This is a genomic window from Propionimicrobium lymphophilum DSM 4903, assembly GCF_000423485.1.
Classification (GTDB): Bacteria; Actinomycetota; Actinomycetes; order Propionibacteriales; family Propionibacteriaceae; genus Propionimicrobium; species Propionimicrobium lymphophilum.
In genome coordinates this window covers 91,658-110,035 of the sequence record NZ_AUIB01000007.1, presented here as the reverse complement: position 1 = coordinate 110,035, position 18,378 = coordinate 91,658, and the positions used below count along the sequence as shown (strand labels likewise).

17 protein-coding genes and 1 tRNA gene are annotated in these 18,378 nt (G+C 57.1%); 1 reads left to right on the top strand and 17 read right to left on the bottom strand.

The window, feature by feature from the left end; genetic code table 11:
- Nucleotides 1–29: 29 nt before the first annotated feature.
- The gene (locus tag G556_RS0105410) at nt 30–563 is read right to left on the bottom strand and encodes a TetR family transcriptional regulator (protein ID WP_028822036.1); all 534 of its coding nucleotides are present in this window, start codon (nt 561–563) and stop codon (nt 30–32) included.
- 27 nt (nt 564–590) lie between these two features.
- On the opposite strand from G556_RS0105410, the gene G556_RS0105405 reads away from it, so the two are divergent.
- The gene (locus tag G556_RS0105405; protein ID WP_028822035.1) at nt 591–1,802 is read left to right on the top strand and encodes a pyridoxal phosphate-dependent aminotransferase; all 1,212 of its coding nucleotides are present in this window, start codon (nt 591–593) and stop codon (nt 1,800–1,802) included.
- A 52-nt stretch (nt 1,803–1,854) separates the two neighbouring features.
- Here G556_RS0105405 and pheT read toward each other — a convergent pair whose 3' ends face one another.
- The 16 genes from pheT to G556_RS0105320 form a co-directional block, all read right to left on the bottom strand.
- On the bottom strand, nt 1,855–4,323 hold the full coding sequence (pheT, locus tag G556_RS0105400) for a phenylalanine--tRNA ligase subunit beta (protein WP_028822034.1): 2,469 nt from the start codon (nt 4,321–4,323) through the stop codon (nt 1,855–1,857).
- Nucleotides 4,320–5,471, bottom strand: a complete 1,152-nt coding sequence (gene pheS, locus G556_RS0105395) for a phenylalanine--tRNA ligase subunit alpha (RefSeq protein WP_233418192.1) — start codon at nt 5,469–5,471, stop codon at nt 4,320–4,322. The genes pheT and pheS overlap by 4 nt, the downstream gene beginning before the upstream one ends.
- A 162-nt stretch (nt 5,472–5,633) precedes the next feature.
- Nucleotides 5,634–6,416: a TrmH family RNA methyltransferase gene (locus tag G556_RS0105385; RefSeq protein WP_016455643.1), complete on the bottom strand. Its 783-nt coding sequence runs from the start codon at nt 6,414–6,416 to the stop codon at nt 5,634–5,636.
- Nucleotides 6,417–6,782: a 50S ribosomal protein L20 gene (gene rplT / locus G556_RS0105380; RefSeq protein ID WP_028822031.1), complete on the bottom strand. Its 366-nt coding sequence runs from the start codon at nt 6,780–6,782 to the stop codon at nt 6,417–6,419.
- 47 nt (nt 6,783–6,829) lie between these two features.
- The gene (gene rpmI, locus G556_RS0105375) at nt 6,830–7,051 is read right to left on the bottom strand and encodes a 50S ribosomal protein L35 (RefSeq protein WP_016455641.1); all 222 of its coding nucleotides are present in this window, start codon (nt 7,049–7,051) and stop codon (nt 6,830–6,832) included.
- A 64-nt stretch (nt 7,052–7,115) separates the two neighbouring features.
- A complete protein-coding gene (gene infC, locus G556_RS0105370) occupies nt 7,116–7,799 on the bottom strand; it encodes a translation initiation factor IF-3 (protein WP_311553305.1) in 684 nt (227 codons plus the stop codon).
- A 319-nt stretch (nt 7,800–8,118) separates the two neighbouring features.
- Nucleotides 8,119–8,191: transfer RNA gene (locus G556_RS0105365), tRNA-Leu, on the bottom strand.
- Between the two features lie 5 nt (nt 8,192–8,196).
- Nucleotides 8,197–9,111, bottom strand: a complete 915-nt coding sequence (locus G556_RS0105360) for a Ppx/GppA phosphatase family protein (RefSeq protein ID WP_024110410.1) — start codon at nt 9,109–9,111, stop codon at nt 8,197–8,199.
- Nucleotides 9,104–9,631 (bottom strand): DUF501 domain-containing protein, encoded by a 528-nt coding sequence (locus tag G556_RS0105355; protein ID WP_028822030.1) that lies wholly within the window; start codon nt 9,629–9,631, stop codon nt 9,104–9,106. The genes G556_RS0105360 and G556_RS0105355 overlap by 8 nt, the downstream gene beginning before the upstream one ends.
- Nucleotides 9,624–10,220, bottom strand: coding sequence for an FtsB family cell division protein (locus G556_RS11070; RefSeq protein ID WP_016455637.1), 597 nt, complete (start codon nt 10,218–10,220; stop codon nt 9,624–9,626). Before G556_RS11070 ends, G556_RS0105355 begins: the two co-directional genes overlap by 8 nt.
- An 85-nt stretch (nt 10,221–10,305) precedes the next feature.
- The gene (gene eno / locus G556_RS0105345) at nt 10,306–11,598 is read right to left on the bottom strand and encodes a phosphopyruvate hydratase (protein WP_028822029.1); all 1,293 of its coding nucleotides are present in this window, start codon (nt 11,596–11,598) and stop codon (nt 10,306–10,308) included.
- Nucleotides 11,599–11,721: 123 nt separating this feature from the next.
- Nucleotides 11,722–12,291 carry a hypothetical protein gene (locus G556_RS0105340; protein ID WP_155941750.1) on the bottom strand — a complete coding sequence of 190 codons (570 nt, stop codon included), beginning with the start codon at nt 12,289–12,291 and terminating at the stop codon, nt 11,722–11,724.
- 59 nt (nt 12,292–12,350) lie between these two features.
- Entirely contained in the window at nt 12,351–15,896 is a 3,546-nt protein-coding gene (gene mfd, locus G556_RS0105335) for a transcription-repair coupling factor (RefSeq protein ID WP_028822027.1), read from the bottom strand.
- Between the two features lie 31 nt (nt 15,897–15,927).
- Nucleotides 15,928–16,518 carry an aminoacyl-tRNA hydrolase gene (pth, locus tag G556_RS0105330; RefSeq protein ID WP_028822026.1) on the bottom strand — a complete coding sequence of 197 codons (591 nt, stop codon included), beginning with the start codon at nt 16,516–16,518 and terminating at the stop codon, nt 15,928–15,930.
- A gap of 22 nt (nt 16,519–16,540) precedes the next feature.
- Nucleotides 16,541–17,173, bottom strand: coding sequence for a 50S ribosomal protein L25/general stress protein Ctc (locus G556_RS0105325; protein WP_028822025.1), 633 nt, complete (start codon nt 17,171–17,173; stop codon nt 16,541–16,543).
- A 184-nt stretch (nt 17,174–17,357) separates the two neighbouring features.
- Nucleotides 17,358–18,338, bottom strand: a complete 981-nt coding sequence (locus G556_RS0105320) for a ribose-phosphate diphosphokinase (protein WP_081675521.1) — start codon at nt 18,336–18,338, stop codon at nt 17,358–17,360.
- Nucleotides 18,339–18,378: the final 40 nt, after the last annotated feature.

The window sequence follows — 18,378 nt, the reverse complement described above, 5'->3', positions numbered from 1 at the left end:
AAAATAATAAAGACCTACGCTTAACTATCTTAGACGCCGAGTTTTGCAGTACCGGCAACGAGCAAAGAAACACCCGACTCGAAGCCCGAATCGTCGATAGTTATCGAGTTTTTAGGCAGCACGGATAACTGCACGGCCTGTTGCCTAGCCTGCTCTTGACCAACATGGCCGAGGATAAAACTCAAGAAAGCTTTTGCGGCAGAATCGGGGGCGGGCAGACTGGTTTCGTCCTCTAGCAAGTCGATCGCCTCGCTTAGAAGCCCCTTTGCGCCTAAGCCAACCGGCAGTGTCGCCGCGAGAAGATCCGCAGCGTCACGATGCCGCAGCAACGCGCGGCGAAGATTGAAGCACCATTCGCTGATAGTTACCGAGCTTTGCCTCTCTGCGAGGATCTGGTCTGCGACGCCCGCTAACAGCTCTTGCTTGTTGGCGAAGTGCCAATAAATTGAGGCCGCCTGGATACCGACGGCGTCCGCAACCCTGCGCATGGATAAGTCAGCGAGCCCATACGAATCGAGAATCTCGACCGCAGCATCCACAATTGCCGTTCGGGTGTCTGCCATGGCCTAGATACTACTAAGGTGTGCAATATGAAATTTCAGCAGGCTAGCCGGCTCCAAGGCGTGCGATATGACGTCCGTGGCCGGAACATGGTCGCCGCTCAGGAAATGGAAGCCCGCGGCGAAAAAATCATGCACCTAAACATCGGAAACCTGAAACCGTTCGGTTTCGACACCCCAGCCAGCGTCCGTCGCAGCGTCATCGCTCACATGGAGCAGGCAGAAGGCTATTCCGATTCACAAGGCGTATACAGCGCTCGTACCGCAGTCGCGAACTACTACCAAACCAAGGGTCTCGACGTTGACGTCGACCAGGTTCTGTTGGGTAACGGCGTCAGCGAACTCATCTCGATCACCCTCCAGGCAATGGTTAACCCCGGCGACGAGATCCTCATCCCCGCACCCGATTATCCGTTGTGGACAGCCCAAACCACCTTGACCGGCGGCGTGGCAGTTCACTACCGCTGTGACGAGGAGAACGGCTGGAATCCCAACATCGATGACATTCGCTCTAAAGTTACCAACCGCACTAGAGCAATCGTCCTGATCAACCCGAATAACCCGACCGGCGCCGTTTACAGCAAGGAAGCAGTAGACGCCATCATCCAGGTGGCTCGTGAAAACGATCTGGTGGTTCTTTCCGACGAGATCTACGAAAAAATCATCTACTCCGGACAGCACACCTACGCTGCTAAGAGCGCGGGTAAAGACGTGCTGTGCATAACCTATTCCGGGCTGTCCAAGGCGTATCGCGCATGCGGCTACCGAGCCGGATGGATGGTCGCCACCGGACCGCTAGCCGACGCAAAGAGCCTTTTCGAGGGCATCAACCTGCTTGCAAACATGCGCATGTGCGCCAACGTCATGGGCCAGCACGCTATCCAGACTTGTCTGGGCGGAGTTCAGTCCATCGAAGACCTGGTTAAACCAGGCGGACGTTTCTACGATCAGACGAAACTATCCGCGCAGCTACTCAACGAAATACCAGGAGTTAGCTGCGTACCTGCGAAAGGCGCCCTGTATCTGTTCCCCAAGCTCGACCCGGAACGCTACCCCATCGAGGATGACGAGGACTGGGCGCTTGGTTTGCTGCAGTCCAAGAAGATCTTGGTCAGCCACGGACGCGGCTTCAACTGGCCAGAACCCGATCACTTCAGGCTGGTCGCGCTTCTAGAAGAAGAGAAACTTCGAGATGCTATCGAGCGAATAGCTGACTACTGCGAAGAAACTCGCAGGGATTAAAACATAAAAAATAGCGGGCACGATCGGGCCCGCTATTTTTTTGCCTTACAACTTAGGCGCGTTGAACCGCTCCGAGTTTATTTGCGGCCAGCTTCACTGCCCTGTTAAGGGCTTCCACGGCCTCGGACTCCTTAAGCGTGCGCTCTGGATGGCGGAAGCCTAGCGCGAACGCCAGAGACTTCTTGTTCTCGCCGAGCTGCTCGCCGCGGAAGACGTCGAAGAGACGAATGCTTTCTAACCACTCGCCTGCGCCCTCGGTCAGCACCTCCTGAACCTTGGCCACGGGGACGTCCTCGTCTACGACAAGGGCGACGTCCTCCTTAGTCATCGGGAAGGCAGAGAGCGCGGAAACCTCGCCACCGTCGGGAGCGACGGCGATCAAGGCATCTAGATTGATTTCCAGCGCGCAAGCACGAGGAGGAAGTTCGTAGGCCTTGACCACATTCGGATGCAGCTCGCCGGCATAGCCGATTACCTCTCCGCCTGCCAGCAGTTCCGCACAACGGCCGGGGTGCCATGGCGCGCGCTGGGCGTTTCGGCGTTCGAGCTTTAGCCCGACAGCAGCCACCACATTCTGGGCGAGGGCTACCGCGTGCGCCCAATCGGCCGGCACAGCGGGGCCACGCCAACTGGCAGGAACCCAGTTACCGGTCAAAAGCGCGCCTAGATACTTAGGCTGAGTCGGCACCGAGCTAAATAGCTCGTCAATTTCCTCATCGCTGGGGCGCTGACGCACCTTCGGCATCGGAGCGGCGTGCTCTTGACCACCAGGGAACACCGAGCCGACCTCGAAAATCGCCAGGTCTGTTTGGCTACGAGAAACGTTCCTTGCTGCTGCCGCACACAGCCCCGGCAAGAGTGTCGTGCGAACATACGGCTGCGTATCAGAAAGCGGGTTAGCGAGCTTAACCATCTTGCGGCGCTCGTCTTCGGGCTCGACACCAAGCTTGTCCAGGTCAGCATCGCTGACGAATGGCAGCGAAAGCACCTCGACGAAACCACTGTCGGCCGCCGTTCGAATTATCGAGCGACGGGCCTTCTGCTCCTTAGTCAGCCCCCTGCCGGCGGTTGCCCTGGGCACGCGTGACTGCAGGGTGTCCATGCCAACCTTGCGGGCAATCTCCTCGACATAGTCGAACTTGTCGACCAAGTCGGCTCGCCAGGACGGCGGGGTCAGGGTTAATTCGTCACCCTCCTGCACGTCAACGCACGCTGTGCGAAGCAGATCTGCCACCTTCTGAGCGGACACCTCGGTGCCGAGAATACGACCGGGCAGATCCGCTGCCATGGTCTGCTGCGGCATCTCTTTTGCCTTGCCGGCCACGGTCAATTTATCCGTTATTGTTGCACCGCCAAACTCCGCCAGAAGCTCAGCTGCGCGGCGAACGGCCGCGTATCCGAGCTGCGGGTCCACACTGCGCGCAAAACGAGTCGAGGCTTCGCTGGGCAGCTTGTGATAGCGGAATGTGCGGCCGATCGAAACCGGGCTGAAGTACGCTCCTTCGAGAACAATGTTCGTGGTGTCGTCCTCGACCTCGGTGGTCTGGCCGCCCATGACGCCTGCCAGCCCGATGGGGCCAGAGTCGTCGGTGATGAGAACGTCATCAGCGGTTAGCTTGCGCTCCTGATCGTCCAAGGTGACCAGTTTCTCGCCGTCCTTAGCCTGCCGGACTACGATGGCTCCGCTAAGGCGGTCGGCATCGTAAGCGTGTAGCGGCTGACCGGACTCGATCATGACGTAGTTTGTGACGTCCACCGCCAAGGAGATGGAACGCATCCCGGCGGCAGCCAGCCGCGAAGCCATCCAAGTCGGAGAAGACGCCTTGGGGTCTAGCCCCTCGACAGTTAGCGCAACGAAGCTGGAGCAATTCTCGGTCTCGATACGGACCTGCTGACCAGTGTTCTGCTCGGAAGGAAGCTTCTCTGCGTAAGGATCCTTGAAGTCGACGCCGAAAGCCTGCGCCACCTCGCGAGCCATACCCCTCATGGACAGCGCGTAGCAGCCAAGATCGGGGGTAACGTCGATCTCGAAGACCTCGTCGGACGCGTCCAAAACGGCCATAGCATCGTCACCGGGCTTGGCGCCGAGCTCCGGATCCAGAACGAGAATACCGGTGTGGTCCTCGCCGATTCCCAGTTCGTCGACAGCGCAGATCATGCCGTCGGAAATGTGGCCGTAGGTTTTGCGAGCGGTGATCTCGAAACCTCCGGGCAGAACCGCCCCGGGCAGCGAGACGACAACCAAATCGCCAGGAGCAAAGTTGTGCGCACCGCAGATAATTCCGCGCGGCTCGTCCTCGCCGACATCAACCTGACACCAGCGAATTACCTTGCCGTTCTTCTGTTCCTTCTCACTGAACTCGAGCACCCTACCGACGACGATCGGGCCAGAAACATCGCCGATCTTTTCGATGCGCTCCACCTGCAGGCCAATGCGAGTCAAAGCCGCACCGAGCTGTTCGGTCGTGATGTCTTCTGGAAGATCAACCAAGCTGTGTAGCCATTTAAGCGAAACCCTCATCGGGCGCCTCCAATCAGCGAACGAGAGAATCTGACATCGCCCTCGACGAAATCGCGAAGGTCGGGGGCGTTGTTCCTGAACATGACCGTGCGGTCGATGCCCATGCCGAACGCGAAACCGGTGTAGACGCTCGGGTCGATGCCTGCGGTCTCGAGAACGCGCGGGTTGACGATTCCACAGCCACCCCACTCGATCCAGCCCTCAGACTTACAAGTGCGGCACGGCTTTTCCGGGTTCCCAACGGATTCGCCGTGGCAGACGAAGCACTCAAGATCCATCTCAGCGCTGGGCTCGGTGAACGGGAAATAGTGCGGACGCAGCCTGGTCTTAATGTCGCCAAACATGGCTCGAGCCAGGTGGTCGAGCGTGCCCTTAAGATCTGCAAGGGTGATTCCCTTGTCGATCGCTAGGCCTTCGAGCTGGTGGAAAACGGGCAGATGCGTGGCGTCATATTCGTCCGCGCGGTAGACCTGACCGGGGCTGACGATATATAGGGGGACATCACGGGTCAGCATGGTGCGCATCTGAACCGGCGAGGTCTGGGTGCGCATCAGCAGGTGATTTTCGAGCGGCTCGACGAACAGCGTGTCCGAAAGAGCGCGTGCAGGGTGATGCGGGCCCGTGTTGAGGGCATCGAAGTTCAGCCACTCCGCCTCGAACTCGGGGCCTTCAACGACCTCCCAACCCATAGCCAAGAAGACATCGCACATGTCGTCTATCAAAGCGGTAATCGGGTGGATCGCACCAACCGGCGAAAGCTCAACCGGAAGAGTAACGTCGACATGCTCGGAAGCCAACTGAGCCTCAAGCTCTGCAGCCGCGAGCGCCTTAGCTCGCGCGGCGAGGGCCTGATTGACCGCTCCCCTGGACTGACCGATCAGCTTGCCGGCGGCCTTGCGCTGGCCAGGCTCCAGCTTTCCAATTTCCCTGTTGGCTAAAGCCAGCGGAGACTTATCTCCCGCATGATCGGCTCGAGCCTTCTTGAGTTCTTCAGTCGAATTTGCGGCTTCGATTGCGCTCAGAGCCTCTTCGACGCACTTACCGATGAAGTCTGCATCCAGCGGTGAACCGGGAGCAGGAGTCGGCTTTGCATTCGGAAGATCAGGCGTCTGGAGCGGCACACTATTGCCTTTTTCTTGCCCGGACATGGGCGCTCCTTACAAAATTTTGAAACCTATAAAACGCTAGCTGGCAGGCCTAGACCTGCACGGTAAAGAATTCCCCTAGAAGCAGCTGCGCAAAGATTCGAGTCATGAGAACAACCTTAGCAGAACGAAATCTTGCGAATTTTTCACGAAAAATGCTGGACCTCACGACTGAGCGGATTGGGACGAAAATAGGCAGACCGCAGCAGCCGTACTCAAGTTAAGGCTCTCCGCCTTGCCCCTCATCGGGATGGAAGCTACCGCGTCGCATTGCGCTGAGATGTCTGCCGTAAGGCCCCAAGCCTCGTTACCGAAAACCCAAGCGGTTGGTTTAGACAAATCAAGACTATTGATTGATTCGCCCCCAGCATCGGCCGCTAAAACGTTTAGGCCTCGTTTATGTGCCCAATCGATCGCATCTGCAAATTCCACGTCGACGGCGATCGGAAGATGGAATATGCTGCCCACACTCGCTCGGACCGTCTTCGCGTTGGTCAACTCAACGGAATCGTTAGTGAAAATGACCGCATCCGCACCGAACGCATCGGCGCAGCGCACGACGGTACCGGCATTGCCAGGGTCACGAATCTGCGAGCAAATGACCACGAGTTTGGCTTGACCGATAGCCCCCAGCCCAACAGCAGGGTTGCGGCAAATCGCGAACACATCCTGCGTATTCACCGTCTGGGAGAAACCGGCAAGCTGTTGACGGGTGCCGACCAGCACCTCTAGGCCCTCGAAGTCGCCCGCAAAGCGCTCTATGTCATCGACAATTAGCGTCTCGACGAAACCATAATTCATCGCCTCGGAAACGGCCTGCATGCCCTCAGCAAGGAACAGGCCTGTGGCTGCCCGCTCCTTTTTGCGCAACAAAGCACGAACCGAGCGTGCCCGCGTCTTGGAAAGCGGGGTCACGCTCGGTTCGTTAAAAGCCTCAGAAGAGCTCAATTAAGCAGCCTTCGGCTGGTTATTGCGGGCAACCTCAACCAGCTTCGCGAAAGCGGCTGAGTCCTCGACTGCCAGCTGAGCCAGAACCTTGCGGTCGACCTCAACCTGGGCGTTGCGCAGACCGTTGATGAAGCGGTTGTAGGTCATGTCGTTAGCGCGGCAAGCAGCGTTGATGCGCTGAATCCACAGACGACGGAAATCGCCCTTCTTCTTGCGACGATCGCGGAATGCGTAAGTCGCAGAGTGCAGCATCTGCTCCTTAGCCTTGCGGTAGAGCCTCGAACGCTGACCACGGTAGCCAGATGCGGACTCCAGAACCTCGCGGCGCTTCTTCTTCGCGTTAACCGCGCGCTTTACGCGTGCCATATGTACTCCTTAAAACTTAAAATATTTGTTGGAATGCCTAGCAGCGCTTATGCGCGCTTCGACTTGGGCTTGTAACCGCCGAGCAGCTTCTTGGCCTTCTTCTGATCGCCAATGTTGTGCAGCGGGGCGTCAACATTCAGCGCGCGCTTGCGACGGCTGGACTTGTGCTCGTTCAAGTGGCCCTTGCCGGCGCGCTTGTGCATAACCTTGCCGTTAGCGGAAATCTTGAACCGCTTCTTGGCGCCAGAATGCGTCTTCATCTTAGGCATTGTTGCTCCTTTACCTTGAGGCGCTTGCGCGCCCACTTATTGGTCTTTCTAGGTATCTAGCGATCTACAACTGGATATCGGGATCCAAGTTGTCCGCCGGACCACGCTTCTTCTTGGGTTGGCCTGCAGCCTTAGCGCGCTGGGCGGCCTCGTACTGCTTGTCCGCTTCAGCGGCAGCCTTACGCTCGGCAGCCTTACGGTCGCGCTCCTCGTTGGTCTTCTTGCGAGCCTCGCTCTTCTTACGCGTGGGAGCCAGCACCATGTGCATGTTGCGGCCCTCCTGGCGAGGTTTCTGCTCGATGGTTCCCAAATCGACAACGTCTTCAGCCAGGCGCTGAAGCAGTTCCCTGCCGAGCTCCGGACGAGACTGCTCGCGTCCGCGGAACATGATCGTGATCTTTACCTTGTCGCCGCCCTTTAGGAAGCGCTCAACGTGACCCTTTTTAGTGTTGTAATCATGCTCGTCGATCTTCGGCCTCAGCTTCATCTCTTTGATGACAGTATTAGACCGATTACGACGGGATTCCCGAGCCTTCTGCGCGTTCTCGTACTTGAACTTGCCATAGTCCATAAGACGGCAGACCGGCGGCTTAGCCTGCGGGGCTACCTCGACCAAATCGAGGTTTGCCTCCTCGGCGAGATCAAGCGCCTGCTGCGTACGGACGATGCCAACCTGTTCACCGCTTGGCCCAACCAAGCGAACTTCCGGAACCCTGATTCGCTCGTTAACCCGAAACTCGTTGCTGATATTTCCTCCATCGTTCAGGCGCCCAGGCTAGGGGCACCTTATATCTTGCGAATTAACCCTCTTGCGTAAATTCTTTGAACAAAAAGAAAAGCCCCGCGCAAGCGAGGCTAACAAGGGTGCGTCGAAACGACGCTTCCTACGTTCGACCCAGCGACCGAAAGATCACTCAGGTGGAGTTTCCTCACTTGCTAAAAGCTGATCCTTTTTGAATCAACCCGTAGAGAATAACAAATTTCTTCCGCAGCCTCAAGATTGGCAAGCTGAACTTGCGTTAGCCGAACTACGGAGAAGATCAGTCAGGCTGATCTGAAATATTTTGTGCCCTCGATGGGATTCGAACCCATACTGGAGCGGGTTTAAGCCGCTTGCCTCTGCCGTTGGGCTACGAGGGCGATCTTTAAGAAAGCATAGCCAATGCTAGACCATCTAGCAGATCAGATTCACTTGCGATCAAAGGTTTGCCTACTTTGCGGGCAAGCTGGGCAACAATCAAGGAGCCCGCGCCTAGCACCTTCGCACGTTGCGGCGCGACCGGGCCGAGCGCCGCAATCTGGTCTGAGGTCATCTCGTTTAGCTCCTTCGAGATCCTCAACAAATTATCGACTTCGTGAGATGAACGATGAACTCTGGAACGATCGTAGGATTGGAGCCCCAGATCCAACGCCGCCATCGAAGTCACTGTACCCGCGACACCGATGAATGTGTTCACATCAGTTAGCCACGAAAGGTCATCTAGCTGTCGGTAGATTTCCTCATTTGCCGCATCCAGCTGCTCTTTAGTCGGACGATCGCTGTGCAGAAAACGCTCACGAATTCGTCGTGAACCGATATTCAAGCTGATCTTCTCGAATATTTTTCCGCTTGCGTCGCCTAGGACGAGCTCGGTTGAGCCGCCGCCAGAATCAACCACCAGCACAGGGTCGACGCATTCTTTCACGCTGGAGAGAACGCCGTTAAAAGATAGCTGAGCTTCTTCTTCGCCACTGATAAGTTCGGGAGCAAAACCCAGAATCCGTTCGGCAGGTACAAAAAAATCGTCGCGGTTTTCGGCGTCCCTAGAGGCGGAGGTGGCGACGAACCTAGCTTTTGTACAGCCATACTCACGGATCATCGGGGCGAATTCCCTCAGTGCGTCCAGCCCCCGCTCAATTGCGCCTTGATCGAATCTGCGGGTCTCATCTACGCCCTGACCAAGACCGACGAAACGCAGTTGCTTGACATGCTCTTTCAGGCAGCCCGCATCGTCAATGCTCGCGATGAAAATCCTGAAGGTATTCGTTCCAGCGTCCAATGCCGCAACAGTCTCATTCATCGATTGCTTCCGTCCTGCACGGATGCTCGCAAACGTCCCCGATCATTTCCAAGGCCATGTCTCCGATTGGGTTTACGCCCGGCCCCTTAGCAAGCGCGTGACCGACCAAAGCATGTAGGCACTTGACCCGATCCGGCATTCCGCCAGCCGTAATGTTTGCTATCTCCAGCACTTTGTCGCCGATCTCAGCGCCGAGTTTCGCGCGATCTTCTAGATAGGACTTGTGAGCTAGATTGTAAGCCTTAGCCAGCTCTTTATCGGTCTTCAGCAATTCAGTCCATTCGGCCATTATTCCACTGGCTTCCAGACGAGAACATTCCCTGACCATTCCAGGATGGCTCAGATAGTAGGTAGTCGGGAAAGGCGGTCCGCCATTGGGCAGACGAGGGTAAGTCACCAGGACGCCCGGAACGCCACACTTACAGCGCCAGGCTACGCCCGCTACCCCACGCACTGGCCTACCTAGCTGAATAGTCGCGATCCGCATGTCCTCGTCAGTTGCGGGTTCGTAATCAGCCATTGCCTTCCTCTCCTGGAGCTGGAACAGTCTTGATCTCTGGTTCTGCAGGGCTTGGATCGTCGGCCACCTCCACAGAAGTCCAAAGCTTAGCGAACCATGCACTGCCAATCCGCTCATTCTGCGGCAAAGACTCATCCTTTTGGATCTGAGCAACCGACCCGTAGGGCTGGCCATCGGGCCCAACCACCCTATAGCCTCGCTCACCCGGCAGCACCCATCCAAGCCTCTCGCGAGCCTGGGTTTTGACGTATTCCGGGTCTTCCCAGCGCTTAAGTTGATCCTCAAGGCTTTCGATGCGCTTTTGCGTGGTCACTATCTCTTGCTTAGCGTCTGCGATGTCTCGCCTAATTGCCAGAAAAACGCGTAGCGTATTCAAACCGCTAAACAGAAGCGCCGCGACGACGACAATCACCACGCCCATTCTGAACGTGAAGTGCCAGCCACGCCGAGTTTTTGCCTCGCCATTCTCCTGAACTTGTGCGGCAGGAGCGCTGACGGATCTCTTAGTGCGTGCAGAGCGTTCGGCGACTCGCCTAGCCGTTCGCACGGCAGGAGAGTCGGGACGTCTTGAACCGCTCGCATTTGTCACCTGATCAGCCTAACCCTAGACGTAAAACTGCCGGGCACCCCACACAGGGCACCCGGCAGTTTTTGAGCTTACTTTGGCTCAGTGCTTACCACTTGTCAGCGTCGAAACGCGGGAAAGCGCCGGCACCTGCGTAAAGTGCAACCTCTTCGCCGAGCTCCTGCTCGATGCGAAGCAGCTGGTTGTACTTAGCGATGCGCTCGCCACGAGCCGGAGCACCCGACTTGATCTGGCCACAACCAAGAGCAACAGCCAGGTCGGCGATGGTGGTGTCCTCGGTCTCGCCGGAGCGGTGGCTCATCATGGTGCGGAAGCCATTGCGGTGGGCCAGGTTGACGGCGTCGATGGTCTCGGTCAGCGAGCCAATCTGGTTGACCTTAACCAGCAGAGCGTTAGCCGACTTCTCCTTGATGCCGCGGGACAGACGCTCAACGTTGGTGACGAAAAGGTCGTCGCCAACGATCTGAACCTTGTCGCCCAGGCGCTCGTTCATGGCGGCCCAGCCTTCCCAGTCTTCCTCATCCAGCGGGTCCTCGATGGAAACCAGCGGGTAATCGACAACCAGCTTCTCGTAGTACTCGATCATTTCGGCGCTGGAGAGCTTCTTGCCCTCGAAGTTGTACTTGCCATCCTCGTAGAGCTCCGTGGCGGCGACGTCGAGAGCCAGGGCTACATCCTTGCCGGGCTTGTAGCCTGCAGCCTTAATCGCCTCTTCGATAAGGTCGAGAGCCTCGCGGTTAGTGTCGAGGTTCGGTGCGAAACCGCCCTCGTCGCCCAGACCTGTGTTCAGGCCCTTCTCCTTGAGGACACTCTTCAGCGCGTGGTATACCTCAGCGCCAATGCGGTAGGCCTCGGCGAAGGATTTGGCACCGATCGGAGCAATCATGAACTCCTGAATGTCAACGTTGGTGTCAGCGTGCTCGCCACCGTTGAGAATGTTCATCATCGGGACAGGAAGCAGGTTGGCGGTGGGGCCACCCAGGTACTCGTAAAGACGCAGATCTGCAGACTCGGCAGCAGCCTTGGCGACGGCAAGCGAAACACCGAGGATAGCGTTGGCACCCAACTTGGCCTTGTTATCGGTGCCGTCGAGCGCGAGCATAGCCTGATCGAGGCCACGCTGATCGGTAGCCTCGAAGCCGATGACCTCTTCGAGGATCTGGTTGTTGACGTTCTCAACAGCCTTAAGAACACCCTTGCCGCCGTAGCGGGACTTGTCGCCATCGCGAAGCTCGACTGCCTCGAAAGCACCAGTCGAAGCGCCGGACGGAACCTGTGCGATGGCGTAAGCGCCATCCTCCAGGACAACCTCCACCTCGACGGTCGGGTTGCCGCGAGAGTCAAGGATCTCACGTCCGTTAATCATTTCAATCTGAGCCATAGGTTTTGCCTTCCTTTTGTTTGGCTTAATTTAGATGGACCTTAAAAATCTTGTCTGTGCCCAGCCTAGCCGTCAGCTAAGACAACCCTTACTGATTAGGCGGCCTTTAGGCACTCTTTCTTGTTAGGGCTGCTGCACCGGAACTTGTTGCATCCGCTGCGCGAGATCACGCAGGTAGCTCTCCGGTGGCCCAGCTAGCACACCGGGGTTGTCGATGATCATGTTGCGGTTGGCGTCCCACTTTCCGAACCGGGGATTAACCTTCACCTCAATGTTGGGGACGACGGCCCTCTGACCGCTGGCTTGCAGCTTCGTCATCACCTGACTGAAGTATGCGACATCCATCAGGCCAGAACGGCACTGATCGTTATTCATCAGCACCTGAACGGCAGGATTCTGGGCGCGCAAGAAATCAAGCTGTTCCGATTCGCTGACAGAAATGTCGTTGACCTTGGCGACTTCCTGCCCGATCTTTGCGGACACCAGCCAGTTGATCATTTCATATTTGGAAACGCCGGACCGTTCGCCAGCCTCTTGGCTAGCCTGTTCGCAACCCTGTTGAAGTTTAGTCACGTCGGAGGCGTCAATTTTGTTGTCGCCTACCTGAGCAGCCATGCCGGATGCGCCAGCGCATCCAGTAAGCAAACTAGCCAAAGAAACTAAACAGATTGTGGCTCGAAAGCGTAACTTCATGATTCCAGCATAGCGGCATGAAGTTACCAAGCAGAAACATTTGCCAAGCCTTAAGAAAGCTAATCCGCCTTCTTGCCATGATTCTTCGGCAACAGGATGCCCTTAACGAAATCGCTCGCCCAGGAGAGAATATCGTCATTCTCGTCTGGCTTGGGAACTAGCATCAGGTTGGTGGCTTCCTTAATCACTGTGCCCGGATAGAGCCGATCGAGACGCATCTTTCGGGAATCCGGCAGCCCCATCTTTTTACCGTCGCAGACCCGATCGAAAACTGGGGCGACTCTAACGGACCTCCCCTGCATGACGACCTCATGCAGGCCTGCGCTCTGGCAAAGTAGCCTGAATTTAGCGGTTTGCAGCAACCGCTTCGTCACGTCCGGCAGCGAACCGTAACGGTCCGCCATCTCGTCAGCCAAGGCATCCACTTCTGCGTCATTCCTGACCGCGGCTATTCTGCGATACATCTCCAGACGCAGGCGCTCAGATTCGACGTAGTTCTCGGGAAGGTGAGCGTCGATAGGCAGCTCGATGCGAACTGGGGCTGCTTCCTCTTCGGCGCCCTCGCTCTTGAAGTTAGCCACTGCATCGCCGACCAGCCGCAGGTAAAGATCGAAGCCGACGTCTGCGATATGACCAGACTGCTGCGCGCCAAGCAGGTTTCCGGCGCCGCGAATCTCTAGGTCTTTCATGGCGATTGCCATGCCAGCGCCAAGATCCGTGTTGGTGGCGAGTGCGTTCAGCCTTTCATGGGCGGTGGTAGTCAGCGGCTTGGACGGCGGGTACATGAGGTATGCATAACCGCGCTCCCTGCCTCGACCGACACGTCCCCTGAGCTGATGCAGCTGAGACAAACCCATCTGGTCTGCCCTATCCACGATGAGCGTATTTGCAGTTGAAATATCGATGCCGGCTTCAACGATCGTCGTCGCGACCAGCACGTCCGCCCGGCGTTCCCAGAAATCGACCATGACCTGTTCGAGCTGACGCTCGCTCATCTGACCGTGCGCGACGAGGATCCTCGCCTCCGGGATGGCTTTGCTTACCTCCGAGGCGACCTTTTCGATGTCCTGCACGCGGTTGTGAACATAGAACACCTGCCCTTCCCTGGCTAACTCGCGGCGAATCGCCGCTCCGACCTGGGCCCGGTCGTATGGTCCCACGAAGGTCAACACCGGATGGCGTTCCTCCGGCGGCGTGGCAATGGTGGACATCTCACGAATGCCGGTGATCGCCATCTCTAGCGTTCGCGGAATCGGCGTCGCGGACATTGCGAGCACGTCCACATTCACACGCAGCTTCTTCAACTTTTCCTTGTGCTCGACGCCGAATCGCTGCTCCTCGTCGATGATCACGAGTCCCAAATCTTTAACTTTTACCTTGTCGGAAAGGAGACGGTGAGTGCCGATAACCACGTCCACGGTTCCTGCGGCGAGGCCGTCCAAGGTCGCCTGAATTTCCTTCTCACTTTGAAACCGGCTCATCGCCTCTACGGTCACGGGGAAGCCCGCGTAGCGATTCGCGAAAGTCGAATAGTGCTGCTGAACCAAAAGCGTCGTCGGCACCAGAACCAACACCTGCTTGTTGTCTTGGACGGCCTTGAAAGCAGCCCGGACGGCAATTTCTGTTTTGCCGTAGCCGACATCTCCCGAAATCAGCCGGTCCATCGGGACCTCTCGCTCCATGTCTCGCTTGACTTCTTCGATGGCGGATAGCTGATCTGGGGTCTCCACATAGCTGAATGCGTCCTCAAGCTCATGCTGCCAGGGCGTATCAGGAGCGAAGGCGTGTCCCCTAGTCGCCTGTCTTGCCGCATAGAGTTTGATCAGGCCTGCAGCGATCTGTTTGACCGCCTTCTTAGCCTTAACCTTGCGCTTCTTCCAATCTGCGCCGCCCATCTTGTCCAGCTGAGGTGATTCGCCACCGACATATTTCGTGATCTGGTCGAGTTGATCCATCGGCACGAACAGCCTGTCGCCCGGTTGGCCTCGCTTGCTGGGGGCGTACTCGAGCACCAGGTATTCCCTGGTGGCACCACCAATCGTGCGAGCAGCCAGTTCGACAAAACGTCCAACACCATGTTGCTCGTGAACAAGCAGCTCCCCTGCCTTTAGGTCCTCTACAACGACCTGATTCTTCCGCCTGCTCGGCATCTTGCGCCGAGACTTGTCAACGGATCTTGTCTCGGTCATGTCGCCGCTGGCGTGCACTACAAGATTGGCATCGGGCAATCTGAAGCCTCGATGCAACTGGCTGCAGAAAATCGTGACGATGTTCTTTTCAGGGGTTTCAGGCAACTCCTCGACGAGCTTTGAGCCCACCTCGTGCCCACTGAGCAGCTCAGATATCCTCGAACCGAGGCCCTTACCCTCGACGCTAAACAGCGTGGTCACACCCGAGCGAACCTCGTCGGCAATCGACTCGATCGCCTTGTCCACCTCGCCTCGCCAATTGGGCAACTCTTCGATTTCTAGGTGCTTTTCCGTCTCGGTTTCCTCGGCATCTGCGGCGAACGGGCTTAGCGTCCACCAGCCGAGGCCTCGGGAAAGAGCATGAGCGCGCACATCCGCTAACTCCTGATATGCACTCGCAGAAAGATCGATCGGCGCCTTGCCACCATCTGCCGCCGCTGCCCAACCTGCATGTAAAAATTCCTGGCTTGTCCGAACCAGATCCTCTGCCCTAGTGCGAACCAGTTCCGGGTCGGCAACCAAGACGAGTGTGTCCTTAGGCACAACGTCCACGAGCAATTCGAGCTTGTCAACCAGCGCTGGAAGCAGAGACTCCATGCCCTCGGCCACCTGCCCCTCGGCAATCTTGCCGAGCATGTCGGAAAGCTCTGGCTGCGTCTCGATCAGATCCGCAGCGCGATTACGTACGTCATCAGTAATGAGCAGCTCGCGGCAAGGTGAAGCGACCACCTCGTCGATTGTTTCGTCGCTGGAGCGCTGATCGGCAACGGAGAAGAAAGTTATCGAGTCAATTTCGTCGCCGAAAAAATCGACACGAACCGGGTGCTCGAGAGTTGGCGGGAACACGTCGGCGATGCCACCACGAATCGCGAACTCACCACGGCGCTCAACCAGATCGACGCGCGCATATGAGGCGTTAACCAGGTCTTGGGCCAATTGATCCAGAGGATATTCCTGACCAACTTCGAACTTAACCGGAGAGATAGCGCCCAACCCGCTGACCTGGGGTTGCAGCATTGCGCGCACGGGCGCAACGACCACCTTCGGGACAGGCATCTCGTCGTTGCCGCAAAGCCGACGTAGCACCGCCAGGCGCTTACCCACGGTGTCCGAGCGTGGGCTGAGACGCTCGTGCGGCAAGGTTTCCCAAGCCGGGTAATAGCAAACATTATCCTCACCCAACAGCGAAGAGAGCTCGCCAGCCTGCTGCTCGGCCTCGCGGAACGTGGAAGTCACGTAAAGAATAGTTCTGTCAGTGTGTCCGTTCAGGGCGGTCGCTAAAACGGAACGCGCAGGGCGAACGCAAGTGAAATCGAGTGCAGGAACACCCGCCCTAGCATCCTCCAGGCAGGACGAAACGCTGCGGTGCGCGCAAAAAGATTTGATTAACCCACTAAGCCTGAGAGCAGAAGACACGAACCCAGTTTAAAACACGAGGCCAACAGGCCTAACTGTTGAACCTGTTCTGGGCCTGGGCCAGCCCATAGTTGATGATCGTCTCGCATGCGTCGACCGCCAGCGCGATCTGAATTTCTAGCTCGGTTCGTTCCCTAGCGGCGAACTTTCCGAGAACGTAGTCTGCACCGGACATTCGCCCAGGTGGACGACCGATGCCGAATCGGACACGGTAGAAGTCTCCGGTTGAAAGATGAGCACGAACGGACTTAAGCCCATTGTGGCCGTTGTCGGAACCACCCGACTTCATCTTGAGCCTACCAAGATCCAAGTCGAGCTCGTCGTGAACAACGATCACATGGTCTGCCGAAATGTTGTTAAACCTAGCCAACGAGCCCACGGCCTGACCGGACTCGTTCATGTATGTGAGTGGTTTAACTATGAGTAGGCTTTCGCCTGGAATAACGCCGAGGCCGCTGGGGGAAATAACCGTCTTAGCGACCTCAGCGCGAGAGTTCCTGGCCGCCGTGAAGCTCGCCCGAGCACGTCGGGCAAGCTCATCGGCAACCATGAAGCCAACATTGTGCCTGGTCGAATCGTACCTCGGGCCGGGGTTACCCAGCCCAGCAATCAACCAGATCATGATGCATAGCTCCTTAAGGAAATTACTCTTCGTCAGCGGACTCTTCGGCCTCGGCTTCTGCCTCAGCCTGTTCGCCCTCTTCCTCAGCCGGGGTCTCGGGAACTGCGTCCGGAACGCTGATCGAAACGACCAGAGTCTCGGGATCCTCTTCAAGCTGAACGCCTTCAGGCAGCTCGATGTCGCCTGCGACAACCTGGTTATCCAGGTTGAAGCCAGCAACGGAGATCTCGACGTCGCGAGGAATGTTGGTTGCCTCGGCGCTAACGGTCAACTCGCCGCGCTCGGTGTTAACAACCAGCGAAACGTCTTCCAGCTTGTCCTCGTCAACGATGATGATCGGAATTTCGACGGTGACGCGCTCGCCACGCTTAACCATAATCAGGTCTACGTGCTCGATTTCGTACGTAACCGGGTGACGCTGAATCTGACGCGGCAGAGCCAGCTGCTGCTCGCCATCTTCCAAGTTGAGGGTAAGCAGCGCGTTCGAGTTACGCAGAGCCAGCATGGTCTGGTGACCAGGCAGAGCTACGTGAACCGGATCAGAGCCGTGGCCGTACATAACGGCAGGAATCTTGTTTTCGCGACGGATACGACGCGCGGCACCTTTACCGAACTCGGTGCGAGTTTCGGCGTCGAGAAGAATTTCGTTAGCCATAGTTTCTCCTAAATAAGAATTTTCAAATGGGAGAAGCTGGAAGCCACAGTCATCGCGGCAAGATAAGAAATCCGCCAGTCGATAACGGGCGGCAAAGCCCCTCGCCAAGCAATAGGAAACGATAGCGTGCGAAAGCCGAGGCAACCAAATCTGGCACCTCGGCTTTCATGTTTAGTTCTAATCCTTAGCGAATTCCATCTGGGAAAAGAGATGCCACCGAACCGTCCTCGAAAACCTGTTGGATCGCCTTGGCGATCAGCGGTGCGATGGACAGAACAGTCAGGTTCGGGATATCGATGCCCTTGCGGATTGGCAGGGTGTTGCTGAAGATGATCTCATCGAAACCTGCTTCGCGAAGGCGCTGAGGAGCAGGATCGGAAAGAACAGCGTGCGTCGAAGCACAGAGCACTTTCGCAGCACCGTGCTCGCGAAGCGCCTGAGCCGCCTGGCAGATAGTTCCGGCGGTGTCGACCATGTCGTCGACGATCAGACATGTGCGTCCCTCAACCCGGCCGACGACCTCGTGCACCTTGACCTGGTTAGCAACGGTGGGATCGTGACGCTTGTGGATGATGGCCAGCGGCGCGTGCAGCCGATCGCTCCACTGATCGGCAAGACGCACACGGCCCGCGTCCGGGCTGACGATCGTCATGTTTTCGGTCTCGTAGTTCTCGGCAACGTAATCGGCCAGAACCGGCATCGCGGTCAGGTGGTCCAGCGGACCGTTGAAGAAGCCCTGAATCTGCGCAGTGTGCAAGTCGACGCTCATGATTCGGTCTGCACCAGCAGCCCAATAAAGGTCTGCAACGAGACGAGCAGAAATTGGTTCGCGACCTAGGTGCTTCTTATCTTGACGGGCGTAGGGATAGAACGGCGCAACCACGGTGATCCTCTTGGCAGATGCGCGCTTCAGCGCGTCCACCATGATCAACTGCTCCATCAGCCATTCGTTAATCGGCGCCTGATGAGACTGGATGACGAACGCGTCAGAGCCGCGAACCGACTCTTCGTAGCGCACGTAGATCTCAGAATTTGCGTATGTAATCAACCTAGAGGGCGTCAGCTCCACGCCCATCTCTTTTGCAATCTCTTCAGCTAACCCAGGATTCGATCGCCCCGAAAAAAGCATTAGATGCTTTTTCGTCGGTTTCTTTACTCCGGTCACGCCATGCTCCCTAATGTTCAAATTCCCCGGCAACGAAGCC

Bases quoted from the DNA above. Each gene is read 5' to 3' on its own strand.
- pheS (WP_233418192.1), bottom strand. From the start codon at position 5,471: ATGTCCGGGCAAGAAAAAGGCAATAGTGTGCCGCTCCAGACGCCTGAT.
- eno (WP_028822029.1), bottom strand. From the start codon at position 11,598: ATGGCTCAGATTGAAATGATTAACGGACGTGAGATCCTTGACTCTCGC.
- rplT (WP_028822031.1), bottom strand. From the start codon at position 6,782: ATGGCACGCGTAAAGCGCGCGGTTAACGCGAAGAAGAAGCGCCGCGAG.
- G556_RS0105360 (WP_024110410.1), bottom strand. From the start codon at position 9,111: ATGAATGAGACTGTTGCGGCATTGGACGCTGGAACGAATACCTTCAGG.
- pheT (WP_028822034.1), bottom strand. From the start codon at position 4,323: ATGAGGGTTTCGCTTAAATGGCTACACAGCTTGGTTGATCTTCCAGAA.
- G556_RS0105340 (WP_155941750.1), bottom strand. From the start codon at position 12,291: ATGAAGTTACGCTTTCGAGCCACAATCTGTTTAGTTTCTTTGGCTAGT.
- rpmI (WP_016455641.1), bottom strand. From the start codon at position 7,051: ATGCCTAAGATGAAGACGCATTCTGGCGCCAAGAAGCGGTTCAAGATT.
- pth (WP_028822026.1), bottom strand. From the start codon at position 16,518: ATGATCTGGTTGATTGCTGGGCTGGGTAACCCCGGCCCGAGGTACGAT.
- G556_RS0105405 (WP_028822035.1), top strand. From the start codon at position 591: ATGAAATTTCAGCAGGCTAGCCGGCTCCAAGGCGTGCGATATGACGTC.
- G556_RS0105325 (WP_028822025.1), bottom strand. From the start codon at position 17,173: ATGGCTAACGAAATTCTTCTCGACGCCGAAACTCGCACCGAGTTCGGT.
- G556_RS0105410 (WP_028822036.1), bottom strand. From the start codon at position 563: ATGGCAGACACCCGAACGGCAATTGTGGATGCTGCGGTCGAGATTCTC.
- G556_RS0105355 (WP_028822030.1), bottom strand. From the start codon at position 9,631: ATGGCTGATTACGAACCCGCAACTGACGAGGACATGCGGATCGCGACT.